The sequence below is a fragment of the Diplocloster modestus genome (genome assembly GCF_019042245.1).
Lineage (GTDB): Bacteria > Bacillota > Clostridia > Lachnospirales > Lachnospiraceae > Diplocloster > Diplocloster modestus.
On the sequence record NZ_JAHQCX010000003.1, the window covers coordinates 112,477 to 130,154 of the forward strand.

The following is a 17,678-nucleotide window of genomic DNA, read 5'->3' on the forward strand; positions in this document are numbered from 1 at the left end:
TTTCATAGGAGCACTTTCCTATGAAATCAGAACAAGGCATGATCCGGGTCCGCCCTTTTCACAAGGCCATTTGCAAGCAGGATAAGCAGGAAGGAAAATACGGACTGATACAGACCTGCCGCACTGGTCATGCCAAATTCCTGCAGGGTCAGCATGGAACGTGTCACATAAGTGTCGATTACATCCGTTACATCCAGCACCATCGGGTTATTGCCCGTCACCTGCCAGAACATCTGGAAATCCCCCTTCATTATCGTTCCGATAGAAATCAGGAACAATATGATGATGGTCGGCTTGATGCCCGGAAGCGTTATGTATCTGATTTTCTGGAGCATCGTAGCTCCGTCGAGATCCGCGGATTCAAACAGCTGGCCGTCAATATTGACCACGCTTGCAAGATACATTACCGTTCCGTATCCGAGATTCTTAAAGCAGCTCGCCGCCACCAGAATAAACGGCCAGGCGGCCTTATTGGAATAGACGTCAATTCCCTCTCCCCCGAAGCTCCTGATAATGGAATTGATTGCCCCGAATTCGTAATTAAAGAGATTATACACGAACGCCCCGACCACTACCCAGGATATGAAATACGGCAGAAACATGAGCGACTGGGTGATCCGTTTAAAATATTTCCCCGCAAGCTCCGATAAAAATATGGCGCATACGATCTGTAAAAAGTTATTGACGATCAGAAACACGATATTGTAAAGCACTGTGTTCCTCGTTATGGTCCACGCCTTGCCCGAATCAAAAAAATAACGGAAGTTCTCAAATCCCACCCAGGGGCTTCCCCATATGCCGTCATGATAATTGTACTGTTTAAAAGCCAGCACAATCCCTGACATAGGGATATAGCACATTAAAATAATGATCACCGCACTGGGGACAAGCATCAGCCATTTGATACGGTTTTTTCTTACATCTGCAAGCAATCCCGGTTTTTTCAAGTCCGCCACCTCCTCTGTGTTCTTATCCTATCAGTCTGTTCCCTGTAAAACAATGCGCTAATATTATGTAATGTGTAATAAATTATGGTCTTTGTGTATATCAGCCAATGGACAGGGGATTTGTATTGATATATCGGGCGTTTTTATATATGATAGAAATGAAATAAGAAAACAGATTGGATGATTTGACGAATGGATTTAAAAATTCTGATTGTAGACGATGAGGCTGCTCCGCGGGATATCCTGGTGAATTATCTTCCCTTTGGGGAATTGGGTATCCAATCGGTAAAAGCCGCCGGGGACGGAGAATCAGCGCTGGCAGAGGTTCCGAACTTTCTCCCCGATATTATAATAAGCGATATCAAAATGCCCCGATTAAACGGCATCGAGCTTGCCAAACGGGTGCGCGGCCTGCTGCCCGAATGCAAGTTCATCTTTTTGAGCGGCTATCCCGATAAGGAATATTTAAAGGATGCCATAAAGCTTAAGGCCGCAAGCTTCGTGGAAAAGCCCATCGATCTGGAAGAAATTACGGAAACGCTGCGCGAGGTCATAAAAGAATGCCGGGAACAGGCGCCCCCTGATCCGCGGCTGCTCTTCTTCCGTGAAACCGCCGAAACGGACCGGCCGCTTAACGATGCCGTCTATAAGCTGTCCAATGAAGACCTGACCTCCCTAAGCTCCAATATCCTGGCAAAAAACAGGCAGGAGGCCATGCTTCTTCTGCACCGGATCATGAACGGACTTACCGTGTGTGAGGGAACCGAACCGGCTTACATAAGACAGATGTTCTGCCAGCTTGTCACGCCTTTTTTGACGGCGGCAAAGGACCGGCACATAACAGAATTTCTGGAAAAGGGTGATTATCTGCTGTATGAGGCGCCCTATACGGCTTACCTAAGCGAATTGAAGACGCTCCTCTACGATACCTGTTCGGAATTCTTCCGGCTATTGGAGGCGGAACGATATGACGCGGTAGAATCCGTCAACCTATATCTGAAGGAGCATTTTGCCGATCCGGAATTGAACGTACAGAAAATAGCCGCAGCGTTAGGCTTTACCCATACTTATTTATGTATGCTGTATAAAAAGAATTCCGGCATAACCATCAACCAGCAGCTAACCGCAATCCGGATCAGGCATGCCCGTACCATCCTTCCCCATACGGAACTGAAGCTGTATGAGGTGGCAAATCAAGTCGGTTATTCGGATTCCAGATATTTTGCAAAGGTATTTTTAAAAGAAACAGGACTTACGCCGAAGGAATACAGGGAGAGACACCGACATGAAGCATAACCGTATCAAGCGCCTTTTCCTGAAGCTGTCCGATATGTCACTCCGCCGGAAGCTTCTCATCACATATTTTGTGCTGGTTATCATGCCTCTGTCCATATTTACGGTGTACGCATTCCTCCGTATCAACAGAGTGATCCAGGAACAGACCTTTACCGCCGCCCAAAAAACCTTTGAGGAATCCTGTGACGGCATGGAGGAATTATTCCAGAATTCGGAAAATGTTCTGGAGAGCCTTGTCATGGACAGCCTTGTATACCAGATGGCCTCCAAAGCTCCCGGAGAAGAGGACGCTGTCTCACAGATGGAAAATACCTACCGCTTATCGGAGATTTTCAGGAAGCTGAAGCAGATGTCCGGTATAGACCAGCTGCGAATATATGTAAAAAGCGGTTTTTTGTATTCCGAGCAGAACAATGACATCTTTTCCATGCAGCATGTGGAAGAAACCGACTGGTACCGCAGAATGATGGCTTCCGACAAAAAGCAGCTCTGGTTTTCCCCGCAGGATCTCCCGCCGGGAGACGGCGCTTTTTCCTTTATGAGAACGATTTATAATCCCGACTCCCTTACGGAGCCGATGGCCATCCTGCGGGCCGACATTATGTCCGGCCGTCTGCTGGACATCATGAGCGCTTATCCGATAACGGAAAACAGCCTGACCCTGCTGGCGGATGACGAGCATCTTCTGCTTGCCTCCGGAATCCTGGATAAAAAGGAGGCAGACAGTCTCATACTACGTCTGCCGGAGATTAAAATGGATGATTGGACACTGATCGGGACTGCCGGCGGAAAAAGCTATATCCGTCCGCATACGTTTCGCCTGAACGGCCTTCACCTGATCACGCTCATTCCATGTGATGATATATACCGCGTAAGCCGTGAGCTGCGCACCGGAATGCTGTGCATCGTACTGGTTCTTGCATTGACGGCATACACGGCTGCTTATCTGATCAGCAAGTCCTTCCTCCGCCGCCTTTCCATGCTTTCCGACACAATGGCAAAGGTGGAAAAAGGGGATGTGACGGCGGAAATAACACCGCAGGGAGCTGATGAAATCGGAATGCTCATGGGCAGCTTTGTCCGCATGATGGATCACATCAGCGTTCTGATGGAAGAAAAGGTCAGAACCGGGAAACAGATAAAAAACCTGGAACTTAAGGCGCTGCAGGCACAGATTAATCCTCACTTCCTCTATAATTCCCTGGATCTGATCAACTGCACCGCCATCAGCAGCCATGTGCCCCAGATCAGCAAGATGGTGAATGCTCTTGCCCGATTCTACAAGCTATCCTTAAGCCGGGGCAGGGAGCGTATTCCCCTGTCCGATGAATTTCTGCATGCCAGACTTTATATCGACATACAGAACATGCGCTTTGAGAACCGGATTGCCGTAATATGGAATATTGATGAACAGGTATTGCCCTGTATAATCGTCAAAATCATATTACAGCCCATTATTGAAAATGCCATTATACACGGAATTTTTGAAAAACCGGAAAAAACAGGAACCTTAAATGTCCGTGCGGTAAAAATAAACGGAGATATCGTTATTACGGTTTCCGATGACGGCGTGGGCATGGATTCCAAAACCCTTTACCGCAACTTCGATCTAAGCGCCCCCGCGGTACCTGAAGCATCGGGTTACGGCATCCGTAATATCAATGAAAGGCTCCATATAGCATACGGCGGTGAATACGGGCTGACCTGCTCAAGCGGGCGGGGGAAAGGTACGACAGTGACGATACGTATTCCTGTCCAGTATCCTGACCGGTAAAATACGAAGCACATACTCTCTGCACTATTTATACATAATTAAAATATTTATTGTTTCGGAGTTATCCGGAGCCTGACTGTTCACACGCAAATTTATGCCTGCAGCCCCAAGTATACAGATTATAAGAAAGGTATGGTTACGACTATGGAATTTAAATTATTATCAGAAACCGAATGGGCTTATCCCGATACACCCCTTACTACAGAAACACCGGAAATATCTCTTGAAGCCGCGGCAGGCGGTCATACCGGTTTCCAAATCCTCGCAAAAGCCTGCGCCGGTTCCGTGTCCATCCTGTGGGATGACAAACCGCTTTCGGCGGACATATTTTCACTTCTTCCCGTAGTGGTGGATGAAAATACCGCTCCCGGACTTATGACGACTACCGATTATGAGAGCTGCAAAGGTTATGTTACAAAAAAAGCGCCCTTTGAAGTATATGACGCGCTGATGCCCTATGACAAAATGAAGACCGGAAGCAGCCGCGCATTTTACATACGGATATCCGTTTCCGAAGGAGCGGAGCCTTCCGTCTGCACCGGCAGGCTCGTTTATAAAACCGGACGGGAGGAATGCACCATACGTATCAGCTGCCGTGTTCACCCGGTAAAAATCCCCTCCCTCTTTGAAGCCTCCCTGGGAATGCTTAATTTTTTTGATTACGATAATCTTTTCTTACAGCATAATGTCCCCCGCGGCAGCGAAAGCTACTGGTCGCTGTTCCGCCAATACGTCCGTATGCAGCTTTCCCTGCGCTGTACCCATATCCTCCTTCCGCCGGGCAGTCCCCTGTACCATGACGGACAGCTTGAAGGCTTTGATTTTTCCGATGCCGAGACAGCCGGACGCATTGCCCTTGAAGAGGGCGCGCCGTTTCTCTGCGGCGGCCACATAGCCCACTGGAATGAATGGACGGAAAACGAATACTATCCCATATGGGACGCCGATACCGGAGTGACCACTTTAAACGGTTATTTCCAGCTTAAAAAATACTTTACCGGATGGGCGGATGTCATACGGCGGAATAACTGGTCCAATCAGATGTGCCAGTCTCTTGCCGATGAACCTCAGATACACAATGCGGGAACATACCGTATTCTGGCCGCCGTCTTCCGCAAATTCCTGCCGGGCATTCCCATTATAGAAGCGGTGGAAACTGCCGATCTGGGCGGCGGAGTGGATATTTGGGTTCCAAAACAGGATACCTATGAGAAAAACAGGGAGGTTTATGATCTCCTTAAGAAAAACGGAGAAGAACTGTGGTTCTATACCTGTGCCTTCCCGGCCGGACCGACTATGAACCGCAGCATGGACCTCCCCCTTACCGTTACACGTGCGGTTCTGTGGCTGGGCGCCGCTTACCGTCTCACCGGCTTCCTTCACTGGGGCTTTAACTTTTATATCGGCGAAGACATCTTTCGTAAATCATGCTGTCCGCATAAAGGCAAGCTTCTTCCGGCCGGCGACGCCCATATCGTATATCCGGGCGACGGCTTTGTCCTTCCCAGTATCCGTCTGGAGGCGCAGCGGGCCGGCGCGGAGGATTATGAGCTCCTTTGGCAGCTTATAAAGAAAGACCCGCAAAAAGCGGATAAAATAATTGCTTCGGTATGCACCAGCTTTACCAGCTATACAAGGGATGCCGGAGTCCTGTTAAAAGCCCGGCGCTCCCTGTTTCAGGCTCTTTGCTCTGACAGGGAAACCGATTTTTAACCGCATTAAGCTTAAGGGGGTACCGGCAGGCCCGGTCAGTTCGCGGCTATGTACTGCATCACGGCCATATGGACCGCCCAGGCCAGTTTCTCCTGGTAATACTCATCCTCCAGCTTAGCCGATTCCACCCAGTTTGACAGGAACCCGCATTCGACGATAACCACCGGCGTCTCGGTTCGTTTCAGCAGGTAATAACTGTCATTCGCTTTGGCCACCCGATGATTCTCAGGATCCACAGTCCCGATCAGGGAAGCCTGTATCATCTCCGCCAGTTCCTTCCCTTCGGCCGAATGTGAATAATAGAACGCCTGCGCCCCGTGCACTCCCTCTTCATGATAACTGTTCTGGTGGATGCTCACCGTACAGATCGGTTTCGCGCTGTCGATTACCGAACAGCGCCGCTGCATATCCTGCACCTTCTTATTGCTGGCGCTGGAATCATACAGCCCGCCGTCACTGTCCCGGGTCATCACTACCTTGATGTCATTTTCTTCTAAAAATTCCTTCAGCTGAAACGCAATTTTCAGATTTATATCTTTTTCCAATGTACCGCTGACGCCGACTTTACCCGGGTCCGCACCGCCGTGTCCCGCGTCTATCACCACTACCTTCTGCTGAGCCTGTGCCTGTTTCATATTTGATACCAGAACAGCGCCCTGCCTGGACAGAAACAGTACCCCCGCCAGCATCAGAACTCCCATTCCGATCTCCAGAGTCTTTCTTTTCACAAAAGCAGCTCCCACACACATTTTATATAATATATGTGGGAGCCCGCCCGATTCATGACAACAGAACGGCTGCCGTCAGTTCACATATTTCAAAATAACATCCCAGGTGCTGGGCTGCTCCAGCCCCAGCCGCCATGCGGCGATGCCGGCCAGATTATATTCCTTCACCAGACCTGCCTTCAGATCAATGGATTGATCGTCCTCGATCCACATTTTATAAGTGGAACCGTCTTTTTCGTACTCCACATAATTCTGCCCGATATCCTCCTGCCAAACCGGCTCCAGGCCGTTGACACTGACGATATCCTGCTGCGCCTGCATCCCCAGCGCCTCGCTGCTCAGATGATACGGCACGTATTCCTCGGTCAGATCCTCCGCAGCGATCTCCTCCTCTGTCTTAGGTGTCTCCTTCCAAAGCCGGCTGAAGAACGGGACGGCGTTAATGACCTTATCTGCCGGAACTTCCTCCAGCGTTTTCTCTATCCCTTCCCGAACAAATCCCATCGAGGCCACAGACCCTGATTCCTTGGAACCGCTGTAGTGTTCATCATAACCCATGATAATCACATAATCCGCCACAATTCCCTGCTCCCTGCGATCATAATGAGCCGTGTGCGCCTTTGGCACATAATTGTCGATCGACAGAACAATCCCATTAGCCCGGCATTTGATGGATAATTCCCGGATAAATTCTATGAAATGTTCCCCAGTCTCACCGGACAACTCCTCAAAATCAATATTCAGCCCGTCTAACTGATACTCGATCGCCGTTGCGATCAGCTGGTTGATCAGCGTCTCTCTCCTGGACGTATGTGACAGCACATCAAAGGTACTTACTTCTTTATTAAAATTATCCACCAGTCCCCAGACTTCCACTCCGATCTGATGGCACTGGGTCACATAACTCTTATCCGCCAGAGAAGCGATATTTCCCTCGTTATCCGACAAAGAAAACCAGGTAGGGGAAATCGTATTCACTCCCTTGGTATTGGTAATCAGCTCCAACAGCTTACCGTTGGCCTGGGCATTGGTTACCTGATGCCACACCAGATTAATCGGATAATCTTTGGAAATATTCGTATAGACCGGCTCTTCAAATTCACGGCTGGTTGCCTCCGTACGGGTCTCGCCAATCTTCTTATTCAGAATATAGCCAATATAACCGTCCCCGGTCCGCACCTTCGTCCATTCTTCGATCTGTGCTTCCTCCGGCAGAACATAGAGCTGATCCCCCTTCAGCACATCCGTCAGAATCGGGCTCTTATTCCCCGCTTTCACACGGACCTGGGTATCCCCTTTGACGTCAGCCATCTGAACCTCGCCCCACTGATAAGTAATGTGTACCCGGTTCGGCTCCTGGAACGTCTCATACTCTATATTTGTAAATTTCTGAACATAATCCAGCGCAATATACGCCTGATCTCCATCCACCTTTACGACTGCGTAACTTTCCGTATTCTTATTTTTGGAAATATAATAATCCTTGCTTCCCACTTCCGCCTTAATAATATCGGTGGGTGTCGTGTAAAGCAGAACATTTTCATTAGCATCCCAATAGAACCTGGAATTGAAGTAATTCTTAACGGTATTATAATTCAGATATACTTCCCCGTCGATCAGCTTCCCTTTATCCTCAACCACCTCATCCTGGAGCACCAGCCCCACCTGATCCTCCCCCTGCAGGTTAAAATAAGCATTCAGGTCCGCCCGTTCATCCGTAAAACTATATTTTTTAATCAAGCCGCTGGCCAATGTAATCGCTACCACGATCACAATCAGCAGCAGCGCTGCCAGTATCGGAATCAGCTTCTTCTTCATTCCGTCCTATTCCTCCTAATATAAATGTTCAATCTACAATGCACACTCCGCGCCAGGGAAAGCGCTCCGGCGCAGATATAATGTCTCTCGACATTAATCATGATTGCAAGCAATCATGCCCCCTCCGGGGCGATGCACACTCCGCGCCAAGGAAAGCGCTCCGGCGCAGATATAATGTCTCTCGACATTATATCATATAATTCAACAACTTCATCAACTTTTTTACATGTTTACAAAAAATTAAGAGAATCCCAGAAAAACATTCATCATCACTCAACCCGCTTTTTCAAAAGGGGGGATTCACCAAAGCAGGGAAGAGAGGGAAGCGGCCGGGCCTTGGAACCGGGCGGCTCATCCCGTGGGGGCAAATCATTTGAGGCCGGGCCTTAGAACAGCTTACGCAGAAGGCGGGAGAACCTCGCAGGGCCTGGAACACTGTCCGAGCCGCCCTCTGGCGAGTTTGTTCCAGGCCCTGCCAATAAGAGGTTCTCCCGTCTTCGGAGTTAGCTGTTCTTAGGTCCGGTCGAAGTGATTTGGCCCCACGAGATGAGCCGCCCGGTTCCAAGGCCCGGCCGCTTCCCTCTCTTCCCGGCCCTAACCCACACACAAGGCAGAGCGGCATAAACAGCCGCTCTGCCGTCCTGGTAAGGATATCCATATTTTGTTAATTCTATTCTTTAATCCAGGTTTCCATTCCTGATCCTGTCAAAACGGATCTCTTTTAATTCCCCCTTTTCATCGGTAACATAATCGCGCATGTAGGAATTGCAATCTTCCTCCACGGTGCACGCTTTGGCTATTTCACAGGGGCTGCTGACAGTCCCGTCAAGCCAGACCGAAATTCCGCCGTTTTCATAGCCTTCCAGCTCCAACAGCAGGCCGATCCGGTTCGGATATTCTCTTGATTCGTACATAGAAGATGCCTCCTGTTTCTGAATTTGCGGATGTCCCCTGTATGATCCTGACCGTTCAGGAGGTTTCGTGATATATTATTCAACAGGTTTCATCCTTTCTTTTTCAGTACAGCAGCTCCCGCACAAACTTCCGGCTTTCCTCATTTAAGGCAAAAGGATTTGGCGCAAACGGGACAGACCGCATTCGGATTTTCGTCAAATGCGCGATTTCCTTTAGTTCCCGGCTGCCTGCGAACTGCGCTGTATACAAAACAGAAGCGTTTCCCTTTTCATTTACCCTGTCTTCCAGGAAACCAAGATACACTTCTCTTTTCCAGGCGCACAGACTGCCTGTAACGATCTGTCTGTCACACCGTTTGAATTCATCCCGATTCGCCTCATAGTCGCATCCAAAATCGATGATTACCATCTCATAGGGCTCGTTGAGTAAATCGGTCAATTCCCTATGTGTGGCATTCCTGCAGCATGTGAATCCGAATACTGGAAACACTTTCTGCTGGCTGGCTTTTTCCGTCAGGCCCTGACAGGCGCGTTGCAGCATTCCGTAGTCCGGATTTTCATCCCTCTGAACCAACAGGGTTTTTTTATGCCGGGCTCCGGATAAATACCCCGCCGCCATAAGCGCCAGATGAGTCGTGCCGGTCCCTGAACGGCATCCCAGAACTCCGATTACCGTAGCTTTATACTCTATTTGAGGCAATTTACGATCACCGTTTCTGGTAAGATTGGACAGGGTGCTGTTTAATCCGGATATCAGAGAAGATATTCCGCCATTTTTATTTGATTGTCTTTCATACTTTGATGCGGTTTTTAGTGCTCTTTTCAACTCAGCCACCGAGTCATAACGCCCGCCAGGTTCGTGATTCAGACAGGTTTTTATGACAGACTGGAGCTTTCTGGAGATAGGAATCCCCTCTGCCTCATTTGACAGTTTCTCCTCATAGGTCCTTCCGGAAGCCATAAAAAATAAAATAGCTCCGATCGCGTAAAGATCTGTCTTTTCATCCGGCAGCTCTCCTTCATACTGTTCCGGCGCAGCGAATCCCGGAGTTCCCAGAGAATAGCTCTCACAGTCTGATTTCCGACAGACCGCGCCGAAATCGATCAGTTTCAGCTGTCCGTCGTTAACAAGCAGATGGGACGGCTTCAAATCCAGGTATAAAACGGGCTCCGGACGCATATGATGTAAGTACATGATAATTTCGCAGAGTTGAATTCCATAATCAATAATTGTAGATTCTGGTATGTATTGCTGATGCAGCATGATTGTCTGAACAGACTCACCCTCGATATATTCCTCTATAATATAGAGGTTTTCCCCCTCTTCTTCCAGATCGTAGATCAGGGGTATCCCCGGGTGCTTTAGATTTTTCAGAAGCATAGCTTCTTTTAGAAACTGACGGTACATAACGTGTTTTCTGCTGATGCATTTCACTGCACGCAGCGCCTGCAAACCGGTATGTTCTGCCAGAAATACGGTGCCGCTGTAACCTCTCCCCAGAACTCTGAGAACGCGGTAACGGCCTGCGATAATCTTATCCTCCTGTAATAGAACCACTCCTTTCCATTTTCAATGGCATAATATCTTCTCTATAGAATAGTATAGGGAAAAAGAGGAACATTTTCAAGGAAATTGTAAAATTTTATACTTTTTTACAAAATGTTTATAAAATTGAAAGATTTGTTCTATTGACTTCATATACTATATTGGATATACTTTTTACTACCAAATTATACTTATGGTAATCGCTTTACTTATCGGGCATTTTTGTTTATACTATAGGTAGGTAGTCCGACAGTTTCTAATCTCATTTTAGAATAGGAAGTGATTTTATGAAGATAGAAAAAGTCAGTGAAAACCAGATCCGTTGTACCTTAACCAGAGAAGATTTAGCAGATCGTCAAATAAAATTGAGTGAACTGGCTTACGGAACAGAAAAGGCAAAGTCCCTGTTCCGGGATCTTATGCAGCAGGCCTCCTATGAATTTGGTTTTGAAGCAGAGGATATTCCTCTGATGATAGAAGCAGTCCCTCTCTCAGCGGATTGCATAGTATTAATCGTAACGAAGGTAGAGGATCCGGAAGAGCTGGATACCAGATTTTCCAAATTCGCTCCTCTGCTTCGGGATGAAAGTGAAAGTACGCTGGATTGGGGCAGCGCCATCCGGGAAGGCGCCGACGAAATCCTGGATCTCTTCAAGAAATACCGGGAAGACCGTCAGAAGAAAGAATCACAGACCGGCACTGCCAGGGAAACTGTCGAGAATACGCCGAATGTGACGAAGCTCTACCGGTTCCGGCAGCTGGATAATCTGATTGACGCCGCTCATGTGCTGCATCATTTTTATAACGGATATAATACTTTATATAAAAATCCGGACAATGGAGAATACCTTTTAACATTAAGCCAATCCTCCCACACCCCGGTTGCATTCAATAAAGTATGTAATATATTATCCGAGTACGGCCGGAGCGACAAATTTACAACCGCCGGCGAAGCTTACTTCAAAGAACATTACGAGGTCATGATTTCTGACCAGGCATTGCAGAACCTGGCTCTGGTATAAAACGCATCTAAAAAAACCCGCCTTATCGGCGGGTTTTTTTGCGTGTGAAATTCATCGCCAGAGACGGGCTGCGCACTTTCCTATTGAATGTAAATAAGGCCCCAGAATTTGACCTGCGGAAGCGTAAACCGTACCGCCCAGCCCCGCTGTGTCCGTATGGTATCATGGGGTACCCCGGTCATACCGGACACTCCGTCTGGAGAAGCGGTCCAAACGTGCAGGGACCGCGTATCAACCTGAACCTGGAAGGTTACATTTTCCTGGGGAACCGGCGTCTCCTTCCCCTCGTTCCAACGATTATCACAGCCGCATAGGTTGACGACGCTGATCAACTTCCTCTGTCCGCTCTCACGGAGGGTAAGCCATAATCTGCCGGCCTGCCCGTCCGACAGGCGGGAATGGTCTACATAGTACCCCTGGGTGAGTATTCCATTTTTTTCACCTAATAACAGGTTCGCAGCCCCGCAGGAAGCCGTACCCGCCAGTAACAGCCGCGCCGCATTCAGCGCGCGAAGCGGCCCGTCCGTACGGAAGGGGGACAGATAGGCCGCCAGCACCACGGGCTTTTGGTCACTGCAGGTACGCCGCGCATCCAGGATGACCTGACGGAGGTGGGCATAGGTGGTATAGGGTTCCCACAGCTCTATATATACTGCCGTTTGAGGCGTATTGGCCACAGACACTACCGGCCAATTGCCTACATTGTTGAAAATCAGATGGCTTTCTGCGCCCAATGCGCCGACAGCTTCCTTTGCGTCTCTGATCAGACGGGCATAGCGCTCATCCAGACGCAGCAGCTCTCCAACCCGTGTAAAAGCTGTCTTGGGAAATCCATAGGTATCCATATGGATACCGTCGAATCCCACCTCCCTCATGGCCTTCACATACTCCGATATAATGTGTCTGTGCCATGGGCAGCTTTGTTCTATATTCATTAGGTAGAAGGTATCGATAAAAACCAGAGGATCTCCCGCGCTGGTATAAAGTCCCTGCTCCGGATGAGCTTCATGCATCCCATAATGTCTGCATGCCTCTATTTTGGCCCGCACAGCTCCCCGATCCACCACACGGCCCATCATATCGGTGTAGACCTCCTGTTCGGCCGTCAGGTCGTCATGACCGTGCGGCCCTGTCCCCCGGATACAGGCAGCCTGCCGGAGCATGCCTGCGCGTACATATGCGCCCACTACAGCGAGCCCATCAGCCTTGCTCTGGTAGCCGACTTGTTGGAAGTGACCCCCAATGAATATTTGCAAAATCATATGTAGGCCGGCCAAGAATAAAAACAAGTGTAAAGATCCGTTACAAAACAGCCTTTCCCAATAGAATAAGCGGTTCTGCGGCAATAAAAAAAGAGTTTCACTGACGAAACCCTTTTTTTGTTCCACCTATAGACGGAACCGTGACAAGCGAAACGCCGCAGTTCCGATTATTTACCTGCCAGATATTCATTAATCTGGGTCACCAGCTCGTCCGCGTCCATTCCATGTACGAATGCGGCTTCTTCCAGGCTTTCCCCCTGTGCGGACGGACAGCCGATGCAATGCATTCCGGCCCGCATAAGAATGGGAATAATATTGGTGTCAATCCCGATAATATCGGAAATAATCATGTCCTTCGTAACTTGTGCCATTTTCGTTTCCTCCTTATAGTATTCAGTTTACTCATTATAATACTTCCGCGAATATTCGTAAAGTATATTTTATACGAAATCAGGGCTTATATACCTGGTAATGGGGATTTTTACAGCTGCGGGCGTCTTATTCTACGCCGTCGTACATCTTCATCTTAACTTTTTAGGTATATATTAGAATATACATTGATCATCATTTTGATTAAGGCCGTAGGTTGTAAACTTTCTCGAATCCAAGATACTCTGTCTTACACTTTATCTTTATCTATGTTTTTTCATTATATTATTCATGGTGAAATATCAAACTTCAGATCGAAGTTTCATCGCATATACCGTGATTTCACACAAATAATTTTATGTTATTTTATATTATTTATATTTATTATACATAAACTGTTGACATGTTTGATGGAAAGTGATATTTTATGAATACAATAGTTTAATCATTAAAACGTATTGCGCAAGCAAATACAAACCAGGAGGACAAGTAATGGAAACAAAAGCTGTATCAAGATGGAAACGGATCTTTCAATTTATTGTTCTATGTTTCGGCGGTAACATAGGATATGTTGTCTATATGCGAAGCGCATATTACGATGCTTATCTGGAAGCTTTTACGATGACCAACCAGGAATTTGGCGTATTGTTCAGTGTTTATGGCACCATGACTATTTTTGCGTATTTCTTCGGCGGCGTCATCGCAGACAAATTCTCCGCCCGTAAGCTGATGTCCTTTTCTCTTGTATCAACCGGGCTGCTCAACATTTGGTTCGGCACCTTCCCTTCCTATAAGATTGCATTGCTCATCTATGCACTGATGGGAATAACCACTACCCTGACCTTCTGGTCAGCACTTATGAAAGTTACCCGCCAGTTTGGACGTTCCATCAACGGAGAGAGTACTGCCTTTGGCGGACTGGAAGGCGGCCGTGCCATCTCGCAGATGCTGATTGGTACGCTCCTGGCATTTATATTCGGACGTTTTGTATCCATGAGCACAGGTCTGCGCACCATTATATTCATGTATGGCGGACTGCTGATTCTCCTGGGAGTTCTGACATGGATGATTTTCAAGGGAGACAGTGAAGATGAGACCGCTTCCGAGACCTCGTTACAGCTGCTTAAAGAGTGTATTAAGAATCCAAGTATCTGGCTAATGGCATTTATGGTTATGGGATGCTATTCCGCCGGCAGCACCATGTCCGGTTACGCTTCCAAGGTTGCCATCTCCGGTTTCGGCGCTACCGCCGCTGCCGCTGCTTACATCGGACTGTTCGACAGCTATTTTAAGCCATTTGGCGCATTTGCAGGCGGAGTCCTGGGCGATAAATTCGGTTCCAGCAAGGCTCTGATGATCAGCGTTGGTGCAGTAGCCGTGAGCTGTATCATCATCGCGGTCTTTTCCGGCAGCGGTACCGGACTGGTCTTCTTCATGATCGTCTTCGCACTTGCCATGGTCTTCAACGGAGCCATGAGAGGGCAGTACTTTGCTCCGATTAAAGAAGCCAAAATATCCATGGCGATTTCCGGAACTGCCATCGGTCTGATTTCCACCATTGGCTACCTTCCGGACGTGTTCATCTCCCCGATTGTAGGATCAATTCTTGACAACAATGAACCGAATGTTGCCTTAAAATACTTATATCTCATGCTGGCCGGCTTCGCCGTGTTTGCTGTGATTATGGCTTTCTTATTCCGCCTGATCAACAAGAAGAACATACAGGAACTGTCCGAAGAGAGAAAGCTTGCAAAAGCTGCAAAATAACAGAATACCATAAAACGAAGAGGCGGCTGCAAAATTCATTTTTTGCAGCCGCCTCTTATTCCTTACACACCAGTTCCGTTTCGTTTTTTATACAATCTTCATTCTCTTTATAATTGACAAATCAGGTTACTTTATAAAACTGAGTTATAATTTCATTAACGGGTATACTAAGCGCGTTTTGCTTCGTTAGAAGTAATTACCCAAACTTATATCCCGCTTTCATCTGTTCCACCAGGCTGCTGACAAACGCACTTCCCGGCTTTTCCACGATTTCTTTCGGCGCCCCGTCCTGTACAATCGTCCCCTCATTCATGACCACCACCCGGGTACCAAGGGTGAGCGCCTCATGAAAATCATGAGTGATAAAAACAGCCGTAATCCCCAGCTCCTTATGCAGTCTCCGCAGTTCCTCCTGGAGCTTTCTCCGGGTCACACCATCCACGGCGCCAAGGGGTTCGTCCAAAAGCAGGATATCCGCACCGGCCGCCAGCGCCCGGGCAATTCCCACCCGCTGCTGCTGTCCGCCCGAAAGCTCTGACGGATACCGCTCCAGAAGCCCGGCATCCAGCTCCATGCAGGACACCAGATGTTCTACCGCCCGTGCGGTTCTCTGCTTATTCTTTTTGTTTAGCAGCGTTGGGACATAAGCGATATTCTGCCGCACCGTCATATGGGGGAACAGCCCTACATACTGGATTACATAGCCAATGTCCCGGCGCAGCGCTATTTTATCCGTATGTGCCACATCCACTCCCCTGACCCACACACTCCCGCTATCCGGTTCAGTCAGCCCGTTGATCATTTTCAGCATAGTGGTCTTGCCGCAGCCGGAAGGCCCGATTACGGTGAGGAATTCCCCTTTCCGGACAGACAGGTGGAACTGACCCAAAACCTGTTTGTCCCCGTAACTTTTGCTTACATTGTCAAAGCATATCACAGGCGTCTTTACACGTTCTTCTGTCTTATTCATCTGCTTCCAGAAGTCCTTTCTCAATCAGAAACTCCCGCGCTACCTCCTGTTCTGATTTTTTCTCCTCTTCCACTTCATAGTTCAGGCGGCTCATATCCTCGTTGCTGATTAAACCGTCCATCTGCATGAAAACCGGCTCCAGCTCCGGATATTTCTTCAGCGTTTCATTGCGTACAACCGTCCCACAGTAATAAGTCTTGAAAAAGTTCTGATCATCCTCGAGAATCTTCAGATTTGACACATGCAGCAATCCATCTGTAGTAAAAGAAGTCATCACATCAAGTTCTCCCGACTCTATAGCCGCGTACTTCAGTCCGATATCAATATCCAGAGTCTTTTTAAACTTCAGTCCATACGTATCACACAAGGCGTCGTACCCATCTTCCCGCTCATAGAAATCATAGCTGCTGCCAAACTGCAGCCGGCCGCTCACCCCTCCCAGCTCCGACAGCGTTGTGACACCTAATTCCTCAGCCTGTTCCTGCCTCATGGTCAGCGCGAAGGTATTGTTAAACCCATAAAGCCCGACCCATTTTAAATCATAATCCTGCATATAAATTTCTTTTAACTGTGCAAGCAGCTCCTCTTCTTCCGGTATTTCCCCGCGTTTTAAGACAAAGTTCCATGCCGTTCCGGTATACTCGGGATACAGGTCAAAATCTCCCTTCAGCAGGGCAGGATGAATGTTGGATGTACCACCCCCGATACCTTTGGTAAGTTCCACCTTAATATCCGTCTGCACCTCAATCAGCTGTTTTAACATCTCTCCCAATACAAACTGTTCCGTCATCGGTTTCGTTGCAATTGTAATCTTTCCGGTGTTTTTGGATGCACAGCCTCCCAGCATCAGAGCACATATCACAAAGAGCAGTCCCCATGCCGTCATTCTTTTTTTCATGATGGCAGCCTCCTTTTTCGCCGGTAACGTTTATCCAGTACCCCAAAAGAAAAATCAAAAATCAATGCTATCACAGCAATCAGCAGGCTGCCCGTCAGAGTCATAGCCGGGTTATTGGTGGTGATTCCACGGTAAATTGCCACACCGAGACCGCCTGCTCCGATGAACGAAGCGACTCCGGCAAGTGAGACCGTCATAACCGCCATGTTCCGGATGCCGCCTAAAATAACCGGAACCGCCAGCGGAAGTTTAATTCGGAATAATACCTCTGTATCGGTACTCCCCATCCCATAAGCCGCCTCGATCACCGGCGGGTCGATCCCCCGAATCCCCAGATAGGTATTCCTGGTCATGGGAAGAAGCCCATAGACCACCAGCGCAATCAAAGCAGTCGTATCGCCCACACCGGTAAACGGTATCAAAAAGCCAAGCAGGGCAATCGACGGAATTGTGTAGACCACGCTGATAATCCCAATGAGCAGACGTGATACCCGCGGCATCTGGGCCATCAGAATCCCCAGTCCCAATCCCAGAAACACCGCTATCATGATAGCCGCAAGGGATAGGGTCAGATGTTCCAGTGTACATTGTAAAAAAAAGTCAAAACGATCGGTATATAGTAAAAAAACATCCTTTATCATAGCGCTAGTCCGG

General features: G+C 48.2%; 15 protein-coding genes. 5 read left to right on the forward strand and 10 right to left on the reverse strand.

The window, feature by feature from the left end; translation table 11 throughout:
• Positions 1 to 26: 26 nt before the first annotated feature.
• Positions 27 to 947: an ABC transporter permease gene (locus KTH90_RS05495; RefSeq protein ID WP_158350760.1), complete on the reverse strand. Its 921-nt coding sequence runs from the start codon at positions 945 to 947 to the stop codon at positions 27 to 29.
• Positions 948 to 1,139: 192 nt separating this feature from the next.
• On the opposite strand from KTH90_RS05495, the gene KTH90_RS05500 reads away from it, so the two are divergent.
• The 3 genes from KTH90_RS05500 to KTH90_RS05510 all read left to right on the forward strand — a co-directional run bounded on the left by KTH90_RS05500 (position 1,140) and on the right by KTH90_RS05510 (position 5,730).
• Positions 1,140 to 2,243 carry a response regulator gene (locus tag KTH90_RS05500; protein ID WP_158350758.1) on the forward strand — a complete coding sequence of 368 codons (1,104 nt, stop codon included), beginning with the start codon at positions 1,140 to 1,142 and terminating at the stop codon, positions 2,241 to 2,243.
• The gene (locus KTH90_RS05505) at positions 2,233 to 4,017 is read left to right on the forward strand and encodes a cache domain-containing sensor histidine kinase (protein ID WP_238726406.1); all 1,785 of its coding nucleotides are present in this window, start codon (positions 2,233 to 2,235) and stop codon (positions 4,015 to 4,017) included. The genes KTH90_RS05500 and KTH90_RS05505 overlap by 11 nt, the downstream gene beginning before the upstream one ends.
• A 144-nt stretch (positions 4,018 to 4,161) precedes the next feature.
• Entirely contained in the window at positions 4,162 to 5,730 is a 1,569-nt protein-coding gene (locus KTH90_RS05510; RefSeq protein WP_158350755.1) for a DUF4091 domain-containing protein, read from the forward strand.
• Positions 5,731 to 5,765: 35 nt separating this feature from the next.
• Here the strand turns inward: KTH90_RS05510 and KTH90_RS05515 are convergent, their stop codons facing one another.
• The 4 genes from KTH90_RS05515 to KTH90_RS05530 form a co-directional block, all read right to left on the reverse strand.
• The gene (locus KTH90_RS05515) at positions 5,766 to 6,458 is read right to left on the reverse strand and encodes an N-acetylmuramoyl-L-alanine amidase (protein WP_158350753.1); all 693 of its coding nucleotides are present in this window, start codon (positions 6,456 to 6,458) and stop codon (positions 5,766 to 5,768) included.
• Positions 6,459 to 6,533: 75 nt separating this feature from the next.
• Positions 6,534 to 8,276: a glycosyl hydrolase family 18 protein gene (locus KTH90_RS05520; protein WP_158350751.1), complete on the reverse strand. Its 1,743-nt coding sequence runs from the start codon at positions 8,274 to 8,276 to the stop codon at positions 6,534 to 6,536.
• A gap of 677 nt (positions 8,277 to 8,953) precedes the next feature.
• The gene (locus KTH90_RS05525; RefSeq protein ID WP_158350749.1) at positions 8,954 to 9,190 is read right to left on the reverse strand and encodes a hypothetical protein; all 237 of its coding nucleotides are present in this window, start codon (positions 9,188 to 9,190) and stop codon (positions 8,954 to 8,956) included.
• 103 nt (positions 9,191 to 9,293) lie between these two features.
• Positions 9,294 to 10,748 (reverse strand): serine/threonine protein kinase, encoded by a 1,455-nt coding sequence (locus KTH90_RS05530; RefSeq protein WP_158350747.1) that lies wholly within the window; start codon positions 10,746 to 10,748, stop codon positions 9,294 to 9,296.
• Positions 10,749 to 11,023: 275 nt separating this feature from the next.
• On the opposite strand from KTH90_RS05530, the gene KTH90_RS05535 reads away from it, so the two are divergent.
• Entirely contained in the window at positions 11,024 to 11,758 is a 735-nt protein-coding gene (locus KTH90_RS05535; protein ID WP_158350745.1) for an adaptor protein MecA, read from the forward strand.
• 80 nt (positions 11,759 to 11,838) lie between these two features.
• On the opposite strand, the gene KTH90_RS05540 is transcribed toward KTH90_RS05535, so the two are convergent.
• Together KTH90_RS05540 and KTH90_RS05545 are read right to left on the reverse strand one after the other, a co-directional pair.
• Entirely contained in the window at positions 11,839 to 12,945 is a 1,107-nt protein-coding gene (locus KTH90_RS05540; RefSeq protein WP_238726407.1) for a glycoside hydrolase family 66 protein, read from the reverse strand.
• Between the two features lie 242 nt (positions 12,946 to 13,187).
• Positions 13,188 to 13,391, reverse strand: coding sequence for a DUF1858 domain-containing protein (locus KTH90_RS05545; RefSeq protein WP_158350741.1), 204 nt, complete (start codon positions 13,389 to 13,391; stop codon positions 13,188 to 13,190).
• A 490-nt stretch (positions 13,392 to 13,881) separates the two neighbouring features.
• Between KTH90_RS05545 and KTH90_RS05550 the strand changes: the two genes are divergently transcribed.
• Complete coding sequence (locus KTH90_RS05550) at positions 13,882 to 15,156, forward strand: MFS transporter (protein ID WP_158350739.1); 1,275 nt, start codon at positions 13,882 to 13,884, stop codon at positions 15,154 to 15,156.
• Between the two features lie 196 nt (positions 15,157 to 15,352).
• Here KTH90_RS05550 and KTH90_RS05555 read toward each other — a convergent pair whose 3' ends face one another.
• From KTH90_RS05555 to KTH90_RS05565, 3 genes are read right to left on the reverse strand one after another with little or no spacing between them, the layout of a single operon-like run.
• Positions 15,353 to 16,150, reverse strand: a complete 798-nt coding sequence (locus KTH90_RS05555) for an ATP-binding cassette domain-containing protein (protein WP_238726408.1) — start codon at positions 16,148 to 16,150, stop codon at positions 15,353 to 15,355.
• Positions 16,119 to 17,024, reverse strand: coding sequence for a glycine betaine ABC transporter substrate-binding protein (locus tag KTH90_RS05560; protein ID WP_238726409.1), 906 nt, complete (start codon positions 17,022 to 17,024; stop codon positions 16,119 to 16,121). The genes KTH90_RS05555 and KTH90_RS05560 overlap by 32 nt, the downstream gene beginning before the upstream one ends.
• Positions 17,021 to 17,665: an ABC transporter permease gene (locus tag KTH90_RS05565; protein ID WP_238726410.1), complete on the reverse strand. Its 645-nt coding sequence runs from the start codon at positions 17,663 to 17,665 to the stop codon at positions 17,021 to 17,023. Before KTH90_RS05565 ends, KTH90_RS05560 begins: the two co-directional genes overlap by 4 nt.
• Positions 17,666 to 17,678: the final 13 nt, after the last annotated feature.